General features: G+C 62.6%; 12 protein-coding genes, 2 tRNA genes and 1 pseudogene. 5 read left to right on the forward strand and 10 right to left on the reverse strand.

Annotation, left to right across the window (positions count from 1 at the left end; translation table 11 throughout):
• Positions 1–4: 4 nt before the first annotated feature.
• From rbfA to rimP, 4 genes are read right to left on the reverse strand one after another with little or no spacing between them, the layout of a single operon-like run.
• Positions 5–373 carry a 30S ribosome-binding factor RbfA gene (rbfA, locus tag ACE1EY_RS08385; RefSeq protein ID WP_291512488.1) on the reverse strand — a complete coding sequence of 123 codons (369 nt, stop codon included), beginning with the start codon at positions 371–373 and terminating at the stop codon, positions 5–7.
• 36 nt (positions 374–409) lie between these two features.
• Positions 410–3,148: a translation initiation factor IF-2 gene (gene infB / locus ACE1EY_RS08390; protein WP_370299935.1), complete on the reverse strand. Its 2,739-nt coding sequence runs from the start codon at positions 3,146–3,148 to the stop codon at positions 410–412.
• Positions 3,149–3,198: 50 nt separating this feature from the next.
• Positions 3,199–4,740, reverse strand: coding sequence for a transcription termination factor NusA (gene nusA, locus ACE1EY_RS08395; protein WP_370299964.1), 1,542 nt, complete (start codon positions 4,738–4,740; stop codon positions 3,199–3,201).
• A gap of 11 nt (positions 4,741–4,751) precedes the next feature.
• Positions 4,752–5,201, reverse strand: coding sequence for a ribosome maturation factor RimP (rimP, locus tag ACE1EY_RS08400; RefSeq protein WP_291512491.1), 450 nt, complete (start codon positions 5,199–5,201; stop codon positions 4,752–4,754).
• A gap of 311 nt (positions 5,202–5,512) precedes the next feature.
• Between rimP and ACE1EY_RS08405 the strand changes: the two are divergent.
• Positions 5,513–9,121: pseudogene (locus ACE1EY_RS08405) on the forward strand (hydantoinase B/oxoprolinase family protein).
• A 114-nt stretch (positions 9,122–9,235) separates the two neighbouring features.
• Here the strand turns inward: ACE1EY_RS08405 and ACE1EY_RS08410 are convergent.
• Together ACE1EY_RS08410 and ACE1EY_RS08415 are read right to left on the reverse strand one after the other, a co-directional pair.
• Positions 9,236–9,312, reverse strand: a tRNA-Met gene (locus ACE1EY_RS08410).
• 122 nt (positions 9,313–9,434) lie between these two features.
• On the reverse strand, positions 9,435–10,289 hold the full coding sequence (locus ACE1EY_RS08415) for a metal-dependent hydrolase (RefSeq protein WP_291512493.1): 855 nt from the start codon (positions 10,287–10,289) through the stop codon (positions 9,435–9,437).
• 111 nt (positions 10,290–10,400) lie between these two features.
• On the opposite strand from ACE1EY_RS08415, the gene ACE1EY_RS08420 reads away from it, so the two are divergent.
• Positions 10,401–11,234, forward strand: a complete 834-nt coding sequence (locus ACE1EY_RS08420) for a MerR family transcriptional regulator (protein WP_291512494.1) — start codon at positions 10,401–10,403, stop codon at positions 11,232–11,234.
• Positions 11,235–11,295: 61 nt separating this feature from the next.
• On the opposite strand, the gene ACE1EY_RS08425 is transcribed toward ACE1EY_RS08420, so the two are convergent.
• The 3 genes from ACE1EY_RS08425 to dapA all read right to left on the reverse strand — a co-directional run bounded on the left by ACE1EY_RS08425 (position 11,296) and on the right by dapA (position 12,701).
• Positions 11,296–11,385: transfer RNA gene (locus ACE1EY_RS08425), tRNA-Ser, on the reverse strand.
• 95 nt (positions 11,386–11,480) lie between these two features.
• Positions 11,481–11,819, reverse strand: a complete 339-nt coding sequence (locus tag ACE1EY_RS08430; protein WP_291512495.1) for a hypothetical protein — start codon at positions 11,817–11,819, stop codon at positions 11,481–11,483.
• Complete coding sequence (gene dapA, locus ACE1EY_RS08435) at positions 11,820–12,701, reverse strand: 4-hydroxy-tetrahydrodipicolinate synthase (protein WP_291512496.1); 882 nt, start codon at positions 12,699–12,701, stop codon at positions 11,820–11,822.
• A gap of 137 nt (positions 12,702–12,838) precedes the next feature.
• Here dapA and ACE1EY_RS08440 point away from each other — a divergent pair, with 137 nt between their 5' ends.
• The 3 genes from ACE1EY_RS08440 to ACE1EY_RS08450 all read left to right on the forward strand — a co-directional run bounded on the left by ACE1EY_RS08440 (position 12,839) and on the right by ACE1EY_RS08450 (position 15,332).
• Positions 12,839–13,378: an ACT domain-containing protein gene (locus ACE1EY_RS08440; protein ID WP_291512497.1), complete on the forward strand. Its 540-nt coding sequence runs from the start codon at positions 12,839–12,841 to the stop codon at positions 13,376–13,378.
• An 18-nt stretch (positions 13,379–13,396) separates the two neighbouring features.
• Positions 13,397–13,861, forward strand: a complete 465-nt coding sequence (locus ACE1EY_RS08445; protein WP_370299936.1) for a peroxiredoxin — start codon at positions 13,397–13,399, stop codon at positions 13,859–13,861.
• A gap of 70 nt (positions 13,862–13,931) precedes the next feature.
• Positions 13,932–15,332, forward strand: coding sequence for a PhoH family protein (locus ACE1EY_RS08450; RefSeq protein WP_370299937.1), 1,401 nt, complete (start codon positions 13,932–13,934; stop codon positions 15,330–15,332).
• Here the strand turns inward: ACE1EY_RS08450 and ACE1EY_RS08455 are convergent.
• Positions 15,322–16,431, reverse strand: a complete 1,110-nt coding sequence (locus tag ACE1EY_RS08455; RefSeq protein WP_370299938.1) for an AI-2E family transporter — start codon at positions 16,429–16,431, stop codon at positions 15,322–15,324. The two genes, ACE1EY_RS08450 and ACE1EY_RS08455, sit on opposite strands and share 11 nt — an antisense overlap.
• Between the last annotated feature and the right edge of the window lie 211 nt (positions 16,432–16,642).

Consider the following 16,642-nt stretch of genomic DNA (forward strand, 5'->3'; position numbering starts at 1 on the left):
CGCGCTATTCCTTGTTGTCGGCTTCGCCCGCTGGACCGCTGTTCAGCAGCGAGCGAATTCTGTCGCTATCGGCCTGGCTGTAGTCGGGCATGAACCGCAAGGATGGCGTGTGCCGCAACGACATTGCCTGGGCAACACGATGGCGTAGATACGGCGCACGTTCGTTCAGCACCTCGACTGCCTGATCCGCTGCTTCGCGATCGCCGAGCGCGCTGATGTATACACGCGCCGCCGAGAGGTCCTTGGTAACCTCGACATCCGTGACGGTGGACAGACCCAATCGAGAGTCCCGGATATCGGCCGAGATCACCTGACCCAGCACGCGCTGAATGCGTGATCCAACACGACTGGAACGGGGCGTTTCACGCGGCACGGCGGCGGACTCCTGACGGACCGAAAGGCGGAGGCCTTAGGCCTCAGCCGTTTCGACAACCTTGCGCTGCACTTCGATACGTTCGAAGACTTCGATATTGTCGCCGGCACGCACGTCGTTGTAGTTCTTGACGGCGATACCGCACTCGGTCCCGGCATCGACCTTCTGCACGTCGTCCTTGTGTCGGCGCAAAGACTCGAGCTCGCCTTCATAAATCACGACGTTGTCACGCAGCACGCGAATCGGCAAACCGCGGCGGACCTGGCCTTCGACCACCAGACAGCCAGCGACCTGGCCCCACTTCGAGGCTTCGAAAACCTCGCGAACCTCGGCGGTGCCGACAATTTGCTCCTTGGTCTCGGTGCCCAGCAGACCACTGACCGCGTCACGCATGTCGTCCATCACGTCGTAGATGACGCTGTAGTAGCGAACATCCACACCGCTTTCCTGCGCGGACTTGCGCGCCTTGGCGTCAGCACGGACGTTGAAGCCGATCACCAGGGCATTGGAGGCCGCAGCCAGATCGATGTCGGATTCGCTGATACCGCCCACGTTGGACGACACGACCTTGACCGAAACTTCCTGAGTGGGAATGTTGGCGATGGCATCGGACAAGGCTTCGACACTGCCCTGCACGTCGCCCTTGATCATGATCGCCAACTGCTTGAGACCGCCTTCGGACAAGCTCGCCATCATGGCCGTGCGACGTTCCTTGGCCAGATCCATCTGGCGCTTCTCACGTTGCTTGCTCTCACGCAATCCGACCAGTTCGCGGGCCTTCTTCTCGTCCGCCACGGCCAGGACTTCGTCACCGGCTTCTGGCGTTCCGGACAAACCCAGCACCTCGGCCGGCATGGACGGGCCGATGGACTGCACCTGCGTGCCGGTTTCATCGAACAATGCCCGGACGCGACCGAAGTTCGCGCCTGCAATGATCACGTCGCCCTTGCTGAGCGTGCCTTCCTTGACCAATACGGTCGCAACCGGTCCGCGCCCTTTCTCCAGGCTCGACTCGACCACAACACCCTTGGCCGGTGCGTCCACCGCCGCGCGCAGTTCCAGAACCTCGGACTGCAACAGGATGGCTTCCAGCAGGGAGTCAACGCCTTCACCGGTATGGGCAGAGACATTGATGAACTGGTAATCGCCACCCCATTCTTCCGGAATCACCTGCTCCTGCGACAACTCGTTGCGAACCCGCTCTGGGTCGGCATCTTCCTTGTCGCACTTGGTCACGGCGACCACCATGGGCACGCCAGCAGCGCGGCCATGATCAATGGCCTCCTTCGTCTGTGGCATCAGGCCATCGTCAGCGGCGACGACCAGAACCACGACATCCGTCGCCTGGGCCCCGCGAGCGCGCATCTTGGTGAATGCGGCATGACCGGGTGTATCCAGGAACGTGACGATGCCGTTCGGCGTCTCCACGTGATAGGCGCCGATGTGCTGCGTGATACCGCCCGCTTCGCCGGCGGCCACACGCGACTTGCGGATGTAATCAAGCAAGGACGTTTTGCCGTGATCGACATGGCCCATGATGGTCACGACCGGCGGACGCGGCTGCTTCTCCGCAGTGTCATCGGAGGCGCCAACGGCTCCCTGGATGAGGGACTCCTCGCGATCGCCCTCACTGGTGCGGCGGACGTTATGCCCCATCTCCTCAACCAGAAGAGTCGCAGTGTCCTGATCCAGCACCTGATTGATCGTGGCCATCTCACCCATCTTCATCATCTCGCGGATGAGATCGGTGGCCTTGATGGCCATGCGCTGCGCCAGATCACCCACGGTAATCGCTTCCGGCACTTCAATCTCGCGCACGACGGGTGCAGTCGGCCGCGCGAAGCCGTGCTCTGTCGTCACCCTGACGCGTGACGGCGAACGTCCCGACTTGCGACGACGGCCGGCCTTGCCCTTGGCCACATGGAGTTCTTCGCGGCGACGCTGCTCTTCTTCCTGCTTGTTGCGCTGCTGCTGCGGAGGTGGCGGCGGTGCCTTGGACGCACGACGCAGATTCTCTGCGGCTCGGCGGCGAGCGGCTTCAAGCTCGCCTCGCGCCAGTTCGTCCGCGATAACGCGACGTTTTGGCCCGGCTGCTTCGGCAGGGGCTTCTGGCGACTTTTCCGCAGACTCCGTTTCAGCCGGCTTGGCTTCGCCTGAAGCGGCTTCCGTCGCGGGTGCGTCATCCTTCGCGACAGGCTCGGCGGGCGCCTCAGCCGCTGGTGTTTCGTCAGCCTTGGGAGCTTCGTCTACCTTGGCTTCGGCCGCTGCCTTTTCGGCAGCTTCCTGCTCGGCTGCGAGCCGGGCTTCCTCTTCGGCTTTTGCCTTGGCTTCGGCTTCCGCCGTCGCCTGTTCCTCAGCCGCGCGCTGTTCGGCCGCCTCGGCTTCCAAACGTGCCTTTTCTTCCTCAGCCTGTCGCGCAGCCGCTTCCTGCTCGGCTGCGGCGGCCGCTTCATCAGCCTCCGGGTCGCGCCGTACAAACGTGCGGCGCTTGCGCACTTCCACGTTCACCGTACGCGTCGGTGCTCCACGCTGCCCGCTCACCTTCAACTGACTACGCTTGCGCGAAGGCACCGAGATGCGCTTGTCACCAGAAGTCGACAACTTCACCGATCCGGAACCCGTACGCAGGTGCCGCAGCAACTGCAACTTGTCCTCGTCGGAAATCGCGGAGTCGGCGCTCGTGGCCTTGATCCCGGCTTCTTCAAGCTTCGTCAGCAACGCGTCAACAGCGATACCAACTTCCTTGGCCAGGTCTTGGACTGTCATTTCAGCCATTCGAGTCCTCTCAATTCAAATCGTGGATGGGGTTTGATCGCAACACGGACTTATTCCGCTGCGGCTTCCTCATCCTCAAACCAGTGGGCGCGGGCAGCCATAATCAACTCGGCCGCCTTTGCATCCGTAAGTCCGCCGAGGCCAGCAACTTCATCTGTTGCGGCTTCAGCCAACTCTTCGCGATTGGTGAATCCTTCTGCTGCCAGGGCGTAGGCAACCACTTCGCTCATCCCCGGCAGACTGACCAAATCTTCTGAAGGCTGCGCCTTGTCGCCTTCGCCGCCGCCGATCGCGCGCGACAGCAGAACATTGCGTGCCCGGTTGCGCAGCTCCTCGGCGATGCCCTCGTCGAATTCCTCGATCTGGGTCAGTTCCTCGGCCGGCACGTAGGCGATCTCCTCGATCGACGTGAAGCCTTCCTGAACCAGGATGACGGCCACTTCCTCATCGACATCCAGCTGATTGCGGAACAGGCCGATCAGACGCTCGGCCTCATCTTCGCCCTTGCTTTCGGCGTCCTCGATGGTCATGACGTTCAACGTCCAGCCCGTGAGCTCGGAAGCCAGACGCACGTTCTGACCGCCGCGGCCAATGGCCTGCGCCAGTTTTTCGCCGTCCACGGCAACGTCCATCGCATGCGAATCCTCATCCATGATGATGGAGGCCACATCGGCGGGCGCCATGGCATTAATGACAAACTGGGCGGGATTGTCGTTCCAGAGCACGATGTCCACGCGCTCACCGGCCAACTCGTTGGAAACGCTTTGCACGCGTGACCCACGCATGCCGACGCAGGCACCGACCGGATCGATGCGCTTGTCCTTGGCCAGCACGGCGACCTTGGCACGCAGCCCCGGATCACGAGCGGCACCCTTGACGTCGATCAGGCCCTGACCGATCTCGGGCACTTCCATGCGGAACAGTTCGATCAGGAATTCAGGGCGGGTCCGGCTCACGAACAGCTGCGGTCCGCGCGGCTCAGGCCGCACATCATAGAGGAAGCCCCGCACACGGTCGCCTGGGCGCATCGGCTCACGCGGAATCAGCTGATCGCGCGGGATAATCGCCTCGGCGTTTCCGCCCAGGTCCATGATCACGGCGCCGCGTTCCATGCGCTTGACCAGACCGGTGATTAACTCACCGACTCGGTCCTTGTACGCCTCGACAACCTGCGCCCGCTCGGCCTCGCGCACTTTCTGCACGATGACCTGCTTGGCCGCCTGCGCGGCGATCCGGCCGAATTCGACCGATTCCATCGGCTCCTCGACAAAATCACCAACCTCGATGCCTTCGTATTGCGCCTGGGCATCCGTCACACGCAGCGTGCGGGTCTCGGCGACAAACACGGGGCCCTCGTAATCCTCGTCTGCCTCATCGGCCAGTGGCGCATCGTCCGGCACGATTTCCCAGCGCCGGAAGGTGTTGTAGGCACCGGTCTGCCGGTCGACCTCGACCCGCGCATCGATGTCTTCGGCATGCTTTTTCCGCGTCGCGGAGGCCAGCGCCATTTCAATGGCTTCGAAAATGATGTCCTTTTCGACGCCCTTTTCATTGGACACCGCGTCGACTACGAGCAGCACGTTCTTGTTCATTTCACCCGCCATCATTCAACCTCCGGCACAAGGCGCGCCGACTCAATATCGCGCAGCGCAAAGCGATGCGATGTTCCATCTACGACCATTTCGATCTCGGCGTCGTCACGTGCGGTCAGCTGACCACGAAACCGCTTGCGGCCTTCGATGCTGTCCACCAGACGCAGCTTGATCTCCGAACCGGCAAAGGCGTCGAAATGCTCCGGCTTCACCAAAGGACGATCCAGACCCGGCGAAGACACTTCCAGGGTGTAGTTCCCCGAAATCGGATCCTCGACATCCATGAGCGCGCTAACCTCGCGACTCACGCGCTCGCAGTCGCCGAGACCGATGCCATCTTCTCGGTCAATGTACAACCGGACCAGTTGGTCCCGGTCGCCTGCAGCAAGTTGCAGCCACACGAGCTCGTAGCCGAGTGATTCGACGACTGGCTCGATCAATGCTGTCAGTTCCCGCTGCAATTCATTTCACTCCTCAGAATAAAAAAGCCCCGATCGGTCGGGGCTCCCTTATCCGGTCCGATCGCCAAGCGCGCTCTCGACAAGCTCGCTCAGCGATACAATTCGTTCAGACGTCGGCGCCAGCGCAATCGTTCGCGCCGCTTCAGCACATGGCCCACGCCCCGCATGAGGCGCGGAATTATAGGGATGACCGCCCCCACACTCAAGGTGCCACCCGGTATTCGTTCACCTGAGCCTTGGTGCATTTTAGCCGCCAAGGCCCCAGATGTGCGCTGCAGCAAACCGAAATGACCGATCAGGGAACACGCTCTATGAGAAGTCCTGAACGCCGCTGGCGGTTCTGGGTGGACCGCGGCGGCACATTCACCGACGTTGTGGCGCAACGCCCGGACGGTGAGCTCATCGAGTTCAAGCTACTGTCCCGCAACCCCGATCGCTACCAGGACGCGACTGTCGAGGCCGTGCGACGGTGCCTGAATGTCGTCGCGGGCGAACCCATCCCGACCGAGCAGATCGTCGAGCTGCGCGTGGGCACGACCGTGGCGACCAACGCGCTGCTCGAGCGTACAGGCTCGAAGACCGCATTGTTCATCACGGAAGGTTTTGGGGATCTTTCCGTCATCGGCGATCAGCGCAGGCCCGATCTGTTTGCGCTCGATATCCGCCGCGAGCCGCCGCTGACCGATTGCGTATTCGAGATTACAGAACGCCTGAATAGCGATGGCGAGGTCGTGACGGCACTGGATGAACAAACGGTGCACTCGGCGTTGGAACAGGCCAAAGCGCTGGGTTGCAAAGCCCTGGCCATTGCCCTGGTGCACGCGACCATAAACCCCAGGCATGAGCGCCGAGTCGCGGAACTGGCCGCCCGCTACGACTTTGGCGGAGTGGTCGTGTCTCACGAGGTCTCCGCCCTGCCCGGCTTTCTCGAGCGCATGCAGACCGCCGGCGCCGAAGCCTACTTGCAGGCGTCGGTCTCGCAGTACATCGATGAGCTTCGCCGCGCCCTGCCCGGCGTGACCATCCGCTGCATGCAGTCATCCGGCGCTCTGGCCGATGCCGCTCAGTTCCGCGCGTGCCACGCGCTGCTATCCGGTCCCGCCGGCGGCGTCATGGGCGCCGTTCGCACCGCCCAGGCTGCCGGCGTGGAGCGCTTGATCGGATTCGACATGGGCGGCACATCCACTGATGTGTTCCATTGCGCCGGACGCGTCGAACGGGTCGACGAGACGCAGGTTGCCGGCGTGGTCGTGCGAAGTCCCAGTGTGCAACTGCACACCGTAGCGGCTGGCGGAGGGTCGCGACTCGGCGTTCAGGACGGACGCGCCACCGTGGGTCCCGAGTCCGCCGGCGCGTACCCCGGCCCTGCCTGCTACGGCCGCGCTGGGCCTGCCGCCGTCACCGACGCCAATCTCGTGCTGGGCCGGCTGCTCCGCGAGCATTTTCCCGCCGTGTTCGGGCAGGACGGGCGCCAGCCGCTCGACCCTGAGGCATCTCATCAAGCGCTGGACCGATTATCCATCGCGTTGCACGGCGACAACTCACCACACTCGCCTGAGCAACTGGCCTACGGCTACATCGAGATCGCCGTAGAGAACATGGCCAACGCGATCCGCAGGATCACCGTCGAGCAAGGCATCGACACGCAGGACTACACGCTGGTTGCATTCGGCGGTGCCGGCGGCCAGTTGGCCTGCCTGGTGGCCCAGGCGCTGGAGGTCTCCGACATCTTCATCCCGGAGGCCGCGGGCGTGTTGTCCGCCCTAGGCATCGGACTCTCCGAGCTATCGCAGATCGAACAACTGGCGATCGACCAGCCTCTGGCGGCCTGCGACTCGACAACACTGCAGCACGCCATCACTGTCGCGGCCCAGCAGTCACGACAGCGCCTGGCCGATCAAGGCGTAGCCAATGAGCAGATCCGGGTGGAGTACTCTGCCGATCTGCATTTTGACGGTACCGACACCACGCTCACGCTCCCGTTTGAGCGCCTGGACCGCTTGGCATCGGACTTTCTCGAACAACATCGCCAAGTCTTCGGGTTCGCCGATCAGCAACGTGCTATCCGCTTGCGCTCGCTCACGATCGAAGCGCTGGGCGGCGGACATGGCTTCCGGCCCATCGACCCCGTACCAGCAAAGTCGCCCACCGGACGCAGCATCGACGTCTGGGCCAAGCTGTCCGGCCGGCTCGAGCGGGTCACCGCCTCGCAGCTTAGCCGTGACGACATGGCCGAAGGACAGCAAATCAAAGGTCCGGCGCTGATCACGGAACCCAATAGCTGCATCGTCGTCGAGCCGGGTTGGATGGCCACCCGCCAGCGTGGCGGGCTGCGCCTGCGACAGGCCAGCAGAGTACGCGTTGCACCAACGAACGAGAGCACCGCCGCAGACCCCATGCGGCTGGAGATCATCCACAACCGGCTCATGGCCATTGCCGAGCAGATGGGTGAGGCTCTGCGCCGCACCGCGCACTCGGTGAACGTGCGGGAGCGCATGGATTTCTCCTGTGCCATCTACACCGCGAATGGCGAACTGGTCGCCAACGCCCCCCATATACCGGTCCACCTGGGGTCCATGGGTGCGGCCGTGCAGTCGCTGCTGCAACGGCACCGCAGCGTGTTAGCGCCCGGCAGCGCATGGCTGCTGAACAACCCGTATCTAGGCGGCACTCACCTGCCGGACCTCACCGTGGTGTCCCCCCGGTTCGACACCTCGGGCGAGTTGGTGCAACTGGTGGCAGCCCGTGCTCATCATGCCGACGTGGGCGGCATCACCCCGGGTTCGGTACCCGCCGAAAGTCATCGCCTGGATGAAGAAGGCATCATCTTCGACGGCCTCTGCATTGTTGATGAGTCCGGCTTTCACGAAGCGGTCATCCGCGATCATCTCGGCCAGGGCCCCCACCCGGCCCGGCAACCAGACCTGAATCTGGTCGACCTGCGCGCCCAGATCGCGGCGTGCCACCAAGGTCTTGCTGGGCTAGATAGGCTGGACGCCCAGTTCGGCGCTGCACAAGCACAGGCTTATCTGCACCATATTCTTGATCACTCCGCCGATTGCGTTCGCCAGATGATCCGCGCAGTCCAACCTTGAACTGGCAGCGTCGACCTGGACGACGGCACACCGATACGCGTCTCGCTGACACCGGACCGACATACAGGCCATCTCGTACTGGACTTCCAGGGCACAGGCACGCAGCACGCCGGCAACCGCAACGCCCCGACCGCGATTACCCGCGCTGCCGTGCTGTACGTGTTGCGGTGCCTGCTCGCACGCCCTTTGCCGCTCAATGATGGGTGTCTGCGGCCTGTCGAGCTCCGAATCCCGGCTGGCAGCCTGCTCAATCCGGAACCTCCGGCAGCGGTCGTGGCCGGCAACGTGGAAACCTCCCAGGCCATTGTGAATGTATTGCTGGAGGCCTTCGGGTCAGCAGCCCACGCCCAAGGCACGATGAATAACCTGAGTTTTGGCAACGACACCGAGCAGTACTACGAGACGATCTGCGGCGGCGCTGGCGCGGGGGCCGGTTTTGCAGGCGCCGACGCGGTGCAAACACATATGACGAACTCACGAATGACCGATGTCGAGGTTCTCGAACGACGGCACTCGGTTCGCGTCGAGCAGTTCGGTCTGTGGCGGCAGTCCGGTGGTGCGGGCCGCTCACGAGGCGGCAGCGGAGCGATTCGCCGCTTGCGATTTCTGAGCGAGATGGACGTCAGCGTGCTGAGCTCTCAGCGCAAGACCGCCCCCCGAGGACTGCACGGCGGAGGCGATGGAACCTGCGGGCGTAACACCCACTATAGGAACGACGGAACACGGCAGGATCTCGGGCCACAGGCGAGGCTCCAGGTACAACCAGGTGACTGCATCGAAATCCGTACGCCCGGCGGCGGCGGCTGGGGCAAGCCGGAGGATTGAGCGACGAACGACGTGAACGCCTCACGGCACAGTCGAAATGACCTCACAGATGCGTTCTATTCACCTGAGCCGAAAACGAAAAAGCCCTGCACTAGGCAGGGCTTTCGATTCGGTTGGTAGCGGGGGCAGGATTCGAACCTGCGACCTTCGGGTTATGAGCCCGACGAGCTGCCTGGCTGCTCCACCCCGCACCAGGGAGCGCGGATAGTATAGAAGCCCTGATTGTCATGCAACTGAAAGATTACTTCTTCTTTCAATTCAGTCCGTTACGGAAACCGATACCGCCTCCAGAGCGCAATCGAGGGGGCGAAGACTAGGCCGCCTTCGGCCCGTGGGCCAACCGCGCCATTTCGGCCTCGAATTCAGGGAGTCGCTCTAGGAAGGCACGGTTATCGTGATCCCAGGGCTGGAAGCCCGGTCGGAAGTAGTCAAACCACTCGGGGACCGTCTTGCTCAGCGCCCCGGGCGAGCGGAACAGAAAGTTCGCCAGGCCAGCGTAACCCTTCAGGCGCGCCACAACGCCTTTTTTCAAAGACTTGTCAGCGCGCACCATGCGCCAGTGGAATTCAGCCACCAACGGCCAAAAGATAACGGTGGCGAGAACCAAACCCAGCGCACGGCTGGCATAAGCCTCCGGGCGGCCCTGCATCGCAACCTTCCAGACGTCGAATGCCACGGCCTTGTGCTCGGTTTCTTCCAGTGCGTGCCAGTTCCAGATCTTGGCCATGACCTCGTCGGAACCACCCATGATTCGCTCGTCAGCTAGCAGCTTGTCGGCCATGATCGCCGTGAAATGCTCCAGGGCGATGGTCGCGGAGAGCTGCATGGACTTGGGGCTGTACAACTTCAGCTCCTCAAGCAGCCAATGCACGCGGGCTTCCATCGCGTCCACCGGCATACCGGCCTTCGCGACAGCCTCGTTGTAGGCCTCGTGTTCTCGTCCGTGCATCGCCTCCTGGCCGATGAACGCCGTCACGGCCTTCTTCAGTTCAGGGTCGGTGACCTGATCCCGATAGTGCCGTACCGCGTTCATGAAAAAGCGTTCACCCACCGGGAAAAACACCGACAGGGTGTTGAAGAAATGCGTGACGTAGGGGCCCTGCTCGTGCCAGTCCAGCACATCCCGAGAACCCAGGTTGAATCGAAAATCGCGTCGTGTGGGCAACATCTCACAGACTCCGGTGAATGTTAGTGTCATCACACAGTGTCAACGTTCGAATCGAATGTCAACATCACTTGATGTAACATTCCTGTTGTTGATGGCAGACGGGAGGCACCCATGACCGAGCACGCCAACGAACTATCGCCGCGGGCCCGCGCCCATGAGGAACCTGCCGAGTATCGGATACGCGAACTCTCGCGCCTGTCGGGCACCTCGGTGCGAAACATCCGGGCCTATCAGGACCGTGCGCTGATTCCACCGCCGATCCGGCGGGGACGTGTCAGCATCTACTCCTACGATCATCTTTCGCGTCTGCGCGTGATCACCGAGATGCTGGATCGCGGATACACGCTGAGCAGCATCGGCGAGTTGTTTCAGGCGATGGAGGCCGGCCACGACATTGCAGACCTGATGGGGTTGCAGCGAGCGGTGTCATCGCCTTGGACCGAAGAGGTGCCGCAAACCTATTCGCTGGGCGAGCTCATGAAACTCTTCCGCGGACATTTCTCGCCGCGGTGGCTGATGATCGCCACCGACCTGGGGTTGCTGGAGCAAACCGGGGCCAAGTTTCGCGCGCCAAGCCCACGCATCGTGCATGCCGCGGCCGAACTCGTCGCCGCCGGTATTCCTTTCGAAGACATGGTGAGCGTCGTACGGAAACTGCGCGCAAATGTCGAAGCGGCCAGCGAAGACATGGTTCGCCTGGTGGAACGTCACTGCTTCGACAAATACGGACCCGGCCTGCCACCGGCCGAGAAGGTGCCAGAACTGGCCGACCTCGTCTGGCGGCTGCGGCCACTGGTCGAGCAAGGCGTGCTGTCCGAAGTCGCCAGAGCCATGGAGATAGCGGCCAACAAGCACCTGGGAGACCGCCTCTCCTATGTTCTCGAGGCGCTTTACGAACAGCAAAACCGCGCGCCGACACACGAGGCCGCTGAGCAGAATCGATAGGGGCGGCTCACGCATCATCCCCGCGCCCACAAAAAACCCCGCGGTCGCGGGGTTTTGAGTCTGGCGGAGAAGGAGGGATTCGAACCCTCGAGGGGCGTAAACCCCAACACGCTTTCCAGGCGTGCGCCTTAAACCGCTCGGCCACTTCTCCTGTTCACTCTTGACGCGCCGGATCAAGCCGAGAGCCTGCCAGCGCGGCGCGCGATGGTAGCGACCTCGCGCCGGAATGGCAATGTCGGCCCAGCCTCAGGCGGCGGGCGCCTCGGCGGCGTCGCTAGCCTCTCCGGCTGGATCGGTCGGTGCCGTATCGGCCGAGGGCAGTGCCGCCGGGACTTCCAGGCAGACTTTCTTGTCGTCCTCGGCTTCAGTTTCGGCGCCGGCCCCCGACTGGGCGAAGTCGACGGCATTGGCGAGTTCCGGAATCGCGAACTCCGTGCTGGGCTCAGGCGCGGCGACCTGAGGCGCGTCCTGCAAATACGGATAGGCCACAGCCCGCTCGTAAGGGCGATCCTTACTGCAGGGTGTAGATGCGCAACCAGCGGCTGCAGCGGCGACGAACGTCAGGGCGACACAACGAGCAATCATTCAGTTCTCCAGCGCACCGGCGTCAGCCAATGCAGTCTTCACGGGCGCCTCAAATGCGGCTCTCATCGGCACCAGCGGCAAGCGGATACCGGGGCCGATGCGTTGCATCTGATGTAGCGCCCATTTCACGGGAATGGGATTGGGGTCAAGAAACAACGCCGAGTGCAACCCCGCCATCGGCGCATCCGCGGCGCGTGCTGCGGCGTCGTCACCGGCGCGGGCTGCATCGCATAACGCGCGCATTTGGGCCGGAACAACATTGGCGGTGACCGAGATGACACCGTCAAAGCCCGACAACATGGCGTCGGCCGAGGTCGCGTCGTCACCGGACAGCAGTACGAACGGAGCCGGCAGGCGGCTGCGTAGCTCGGCAACGCGCTCTGGGGCGCCGACGGCTTCCTTGAGCGCGACGATCCGAGGATGCGCAGCCAGGCGTTCTGCCGTCGTCGGCGCGAGGTCACAGCCGGTCCGGCCGGGCACGTTGTAGAGAATGATGGGAATCGTCGCGGCATCGGCAATCGCCATGTAGTGGCGATAAAGCCCTTCCTGCGGGGGCTTGTTGTAGTAAGGCGTCACGACCAGTGCGGCATCGGCCCCGGCAGCTTCGGCTGCCCGTGTCAGCGCAATGGCTTCGGCCGTCGCGTTCGCTCCGGTACCGGCGATCACCGGCACGCGCCCCGCGGTGACCTCGATCACCCGCCGGATCACGGCGACGTGCTCGTCCACGCTCAGCGTCGCGGACTCGCCTGTCGTCCCCACGGCCACCAATCCCTGGGTGCCAGATTCGATATGCCACTCGATCAGAGCATCCAGCGCGGGAAAATCCACCGCGCCATCGGCATCCATCGGGGTGACCAGGGCAACATTGCTGCCTTCAAACATCGGGTTGCACTCTCGCGAATCGGCCCTTGGACCGCATGCATTTGCTAGAATTTCGAAAACTCTCAGGGCGATGCGTGCCCACTATCGAATCGCCGCCGCCCTTTCGGGGCGCGGCAGTATAACTTAGACATTCTTCTATGCCGCATACGCAACACCTGCTGTCGATCGCGATGCACGGTCCTCAGCGGGCTGATCTTTCCCGGTCCCTCGTTACCGAAATCGCCAATCGCGGCTGCAATATCCTCGAATGCCGGGTCCACCCGGTCGGAGATCAGTTCGCCGCGACGCTGTTGGTCGGCGGCAACTGGAGCAGCCTGGGCCGCTTGGAAACCGCCCTGCCCGCCATCGCCTCCGAACTCGGCTTGACGGCGCAATGCACGCGCAGCGCGCCACGCCCTGACGACACCAAGATGCGGCCTTACGCGGTGGAGATCATTGCACCGCAAGAAGCCGGCTTGTTGCGCGACGTGCTCGACTTTTTCCGCAGCCACGAATCCGCTGTGGTCGAGATCGTCGCCCAGCACTACGACGCGGCGCAGACCGGCGCCGCGCTGGCCAGCCTGCAAATGGTCGTCCATGTCCCGATTTCGGCGCATCCGCCAGCCCTACGCGAATCGTTCATGGACTTGTGCGATGAATTGCATGCGGACGGATTGCTGGACCCCATCAAGAACTGACAGGAGCACGCTCATCAGATGACCGTTGAGACCGGACAACCCGCACCCGATTTCTCTGCCCCGGCCACCGGCGACCAAACGCTGTCGCTGTCGGATTTTCACGGCAAGACGCTGGTGCTGTACTTCTACCCCAAGGACAACACGCCCGGCTGCACGCAGGAGGGCCAGGACTTCCGCGACCTCCATGCTGAGTTTCAGGCTGCCGGCGCCCAGATCCTTGGTGTGTCTCGCGAGAGCATCAGGTCACACGAAAACTTCAAGGCCAAGTTCGAGTTTCCGTTTGAACTGCTTTCCGATCCCGACGAAACCCTGTGCAAGGCTTACGACGTGATGAAGGAAAAGAACATGTACGGTCGCAAGTACATGGGCGTAGAGCGTTCGACCTTCGTCATCGACCCGCAAGGCATGCTGCGCCACGAGTGGCGCAAGGTGAAGGTTAAGGGCCACGCCCAAGCCGTCCTCGATGCCGTCAAATCGATCTGAACACGCGCCCGTGAACGACAGCTCGCGCGTTCACTGACGCGCGTCGCCCCAGCCAACCGAGACCTCCGGCATGTCGACCCGAATTTTCGTCCTGGACACCAACGTGCTGATGCACGATCCCTCCTCGTTGTTCCGCTTTGAGGAGCACGATCTCTATATACCGATGGTCGTGCTGGAGGAGCTGGACGCGGCCAAGAAGGGTTCCAGTGAAGTGTCACGCAACGTCCGGCAGGTCAGCCGCTTTCTGGACGAGATGATCCACGGCGCCGATGAGAAGGCGATCGAAGCTGGTCTGCCACTCCCCGATTTCGGCCTGAACATCCGCAACAAGGCCATGCCCACCGGACGACTGTTCTTCCAGACTCGCCCGCCCAACGTGGAATTGCCGGACCTGCTGCCGGGCAACAAGCCTGATAACAGCATTCTCGTCACCACCCTGGCCTTGAAGGCGGAGCATCCACAGCGTCAGGTCACGCTGGTGTCCAAGGACATCAACCTGCGCATCAAGGCCGCGGTCACCGGAATCTCTGCCGAGGACTACGCCAGCGACCGGGTTCTCGACGACCTGGATCTTCTTGAGGCCGGGTACAAAGCGTTACCGGACGGCTTCTGGTCCGCCCATGGCGAGAACATGGAATCGTGGACGGATGAGCTGGGTTCGGCCCACTACCGCCTCGCCGGCCCGGAGATCGCCGAGCTACACGCCAATCAGTTCGTCTACTTTGAAGATGGCAGCGGCCCTGATCTCATCGTCCGCTCGATTCAGGACGAAACGGCCACCCTCCAGGTGGTCAACGACTACTCTGACAGCAAGCAGTCGGTGTGGGGGGTGCATGCCCGCAACCGCGAGCAGAATCTGGCGTTGAACCTGTTGCTTGACCCGTCCATCGATTTCGTCACGCTGCTCGGCGCCGCCGGAACCGGCAAGACGTTACTCGCCCTGGCCGCTGGCCTGTCGCAGACGCTGGATCACTCCCGTTTCCGCGAGATCATCATGACGCGAGTCACCGTGCCGGTGGGCGACGACATCGGGTTCCTCCCAGGCACCGAGGAAGAAAAGATGACGCCCTGGATGGGCGCGCTGATGGACAATCTGGAAGTCCTGACGCAATCCGACGATGCCGGCGAGTGGGAACGCGCCGCCACCAATGAGTTGCTGTCCAAGCGCATCAAGATCCGCTCGGTGAACTTCATGCGGGGACGCACCTTCGTCAACCGGTACATCATCCTGGATGAAGCGCAGAACCTGACGCCCAAACAGATGAAGACGCTGATCACCCGCGCAGGACCAGGCAGCAAGATCGTATGCCTGGGCAACCTCGGCCAGATCGACACGCCGTATCTGACGGAAACCAACTCCGGGCTCACCTACGTGGTGGATCACTTCCGCGGCTGGGAACACGGCGGGCATGTGACCCTCGCACGCGGCGAACGCTCACGGCTGGCCGCCTTCGCCTCAGCTACGTTGTAACGGAGGCGTCGTCTGCCGGCTCATCCGTCGTCAACGGCACAGGTTGCTCGCGCAAGCGTTCCGGCCACGCGTTGATAATGGCGTTCACGACCGTGGCCAATGGAATGGCGAAGAACACGCCCCAGAAGCCCCAGATACCGCCGAAGAACAACACCGCGAAGATGATCGCGACCGGATGCAGATCCACCGCTTCTGAGAACAACAGCGGCACCAGGATGTTTCCGTCCAGCGCCTGCAGAATGCCGTAGGCGATCAACACGTAGTAGAACTCCGGCTCAGTGCCCCATTGCGCCCAGGCCACGGCCGCGATCGGCGCAGTGACAACCAGCGCTCCCAGATAAGGCACCAACACCGAGAGTCCGACCAGCGCCGACAGCAGCACCGCGTAGTTCAAGGACAGCGCCGTGAACGTGAGAAATGCGGCAGCCCAGACAATCACGATCTCGACAAACTTGCCGCGCACGTAATTGGCGAGCTGGCGGTCGACATCACCCCAAACTGTCCGCAACAGGCCGATGTCGGTGGGTAGAAACCCGCGGAACCAGCCCTGGATCCGGTCCTTGTCCTTGAGCAGGAAAAACATCAGCAGCGGCACGAGCACCAGGTACACCGCGATGTACAGCAAGCCAACACCGACAACAACGCTGTTACTCAGCACGAACTGACGCAGCTGCGTGACGTAATCCCCCGCCGACAGCATGATCTCCTCGACCTGTTTCGGCGACACCATGGACGGATACTTTTCCGGCAGGGTCATCAGGTAAGCCTGGATGTTGCCGATGATAACGGGCACTTCCTGCACGATCTGCGTGGTCTGCCGTGACAGCAGCGGCAGCAACAGGATCAACGCGGCGAGAGAACCCACGCAGAACACGGCCCAAGTGATCGTCACCGCAAAAATGCGAGGCAGCCGCGTGCGGTTCTGCAACAACGCGACTGGGCCTTCCAGCAGATACGCCAGCACGACCGCAACCAGCACCGGCGCCAGCGTGCCAGCAAAAAAGGTGATGATGATCCAGACCGCCAGCAGGACCAGCGCCAGGCTGACCACCTGTGGATTGGAGATCTGGCGCTTGAGCCAGTCCTTGAGCGCATGCACGTCGAAACGGCTCCTTCACTTGAATAGGCGACGGCGATGATTCGCCCAGATCGGCGGACCGATCTGTTACGCACTGGATGCATTCGTTGATCGAAGCGCTGACCACACGCTGCTTGTCGCAAACGTCTTGTCGGCCTCCGTCATGGATCGAGAAGACCGCCAGCGACCGCGCAGAGTTCCGAAAGCCGCTTGATGCGTGGTTCACGAACTC

Origin of the sequence: Abyssibacter sp. (assembly GCF_964229365.1) — a bacterium.
Lineage (GTDB): Bacteria > Pseudomonadota > Gammaproteobacteria > Nevskiales > OUC007 > Abyssibacter.

Bases quoted from the DNA above. Each gene is read 5' to 3' on its own strand.
- infB (WP_370299935.1), bottom strand. From the start codon at position 3,148: ATGGCTGAAATGACAGTCCAAGACCTGGCCAAGGAAGTTGGTATCGCT.
- nusA (WP_370299964.1), bottom strand. From the start codon at position 4,740: ATGAACAAGAACGTGCTGCTCGTAGTCGACGCGGTGTCCAATGAAAAG.
- ACE1EY_RS08415 (WP_291512493.1), bottom strand. From the start codon at position 10,289: ATGTTGCCCACACGACGCGATTTTCGATTCAACCTGGGTTCTCGGGAT.
- ACE1EY_RS08420 (WP_291512494.1), top strand. From the start codon at position 10,401: ATGACCGAGCACGCCAACGAACTATCGCCGCGGGCCCGCGCCCATGAG.
- ACE1EY_RS08430 (WP_291512495.1), bottom strand. From the start codon at position 11,819: ATGATTGCTCGTTGTGTCGCCCTGACGTTCGTCGCCGCTGCAGCCGCT.
- dapA (WP_291512496.1), bottom strand. From the start codon at position 12,701: ATGTTTGAAGGCAGCAATGTTGCCCTGGTCACCCCGATGGATGCCGAT.
- ACE1EY_RS08440 (WP_291512497.1), top strand. From the start codon at position 12,839: ATGCCGCATACGCAACACCTGCTGTCGATCGCGATGCACGGTCCTCAG.
- ACE1EY_RS08445 (WP_370299936.1), top strand. From the start codon at position 13,397: ATGACCGTTGAGACCGGACAACCCGCACCCGATTTCTCTGCCCCGGCC.
- ACE1EY_RS08450 (WP_370299937.1), top strand. From the start codon at position 13,932: ATGTCGACCCGAATTTTCGTCCTGGACACCAACGTGCTGATGCACGAT.